The 504-nt window shown below is 57.1% G+C and carries 1 protein-coding gene; it reads left to right on the plus strand.

Annotated features, from left to right (window positions below; translation table 11 throughout):
* Positions 1 to 504 (plus strand): ShlB/FhaC/HecB family hemolysin secretion/activation protein (locus E0L21_RS24780; protein WP_131413842.1); only part of this gene is annotated, 504 nt, incomplete at both ends.

Consider the following 504-nt stretch of genomic DNA (forward strand, 5'->3'; position numbering starts at 1 on the left):
TGAGCAGGGCATGGAGCAGATTAACCGTCTGCGCAGTCAGCCGGTACAGATTGAAATAGTGCCGGATAGCGAACCCGGTTATTCCACCGTGAATTTAACCGCCACGCCGGAATTTCCGTTAAGTGCCTCTGTGTCGCTGGATAACAGCGGGCAGAAAAGCACCGGTGAAAATCAGCTGAACGGCTCACTGACCGGCAACAATTTACTGGGACTGGCGGATAAATGGTTTGTCAGCGGCGGGCGCAGCAGCGATTTCGCCACCGGGTATGACGCGCAGAGTTTTCAGGCCGGCCTCAGTATTCCGTATGGTTACAGCCTGCTGGATTACAGCTACGCCTGGAGCAACTACCGCACCACCATCCTCAACCAGGGGTTTCCGTGGGTTTCCACCGGGGACACGAAAACCCACCGCCTGAGCCTCTCGCGCGTTATTTTCCGCAACGGCGATATCAAAACCGCGCTCAGCGCCGGCATCACGCAGCGCGCATCGCGCAACTGGCTTAA

Origin of the sequence: Kosakonia quasisacchari, from assembly GCF_004331415.1 — a bacterium.
GTDB classification, from domain to species: domain Bacteria; phylum Pseudomonadota; class Gammaproteobacteria; order Enterobacterales; family Enterobacteriaceae; genus Kosakonia; species Kosakonia quasisacchari.